This is a genomic window from Streptomyces katrae (assembly GCF_000717655.1).
Classification (GTDB): domain Bacteria; phylum Actinomycetota; class Actinomycetes; order Streptomycetales; family Streptomycetaceae; genus Streptomyces; species Streptomyces katrae_B.
On the sequence record NZ_JNZY01000112.1, the window covers coordinates 1 to 415 of the forward strand.

General features: G+C 68.2%; 1 pseudogene. It reads right to left on the reverse strand.

The features are described from left to right. Positions 1 to 411, reverse strand: a pseudogene (locus IF09_RS0139600) (IS5 family transposase); the annotation flags it as partial. Between the last annotated feature and the right edge of the window lie 4 nt (positions 412 to 415).

Sequence of the window (415 nt, forward strand, 5' to 3'; positions counted from 1 at the left end):
TCAGGTGGTGCTTGCTGCCATTCCTGCCCCGGTCAACGGGGCTTCGCCCTGTTTTGGAGCCCCCTTTAACGCGCGTATGTGGGAGCCGTCGACCACGGCGCGCGAGAAGTCCAGAGCGCCGGCCCCGCGGAGCCGGGCCAGAAGGGTCTCGTGCAGCCGCGGCCAGACGTCGGCCTCGGTCCACTCAGCCAGGCGCCGCCAGCAGGTCATGCCCGATCCGAACCCGAGTTCCTGCGGGAGGTGTTCCCACGCGATCCCGGTGTGCAGAACGAACAGGATGCCCTGGAACACCAGCCGGTCCGGATGCCGCTTCCGGCCAGGATGACGAGTCCGTCGCTCCACCCTCGGCAGGAGAGGTTCGATCACCGCCCAGAGTTCATCGTCCACTTCCCACGGCTTCCGCCGAGCCACCCCA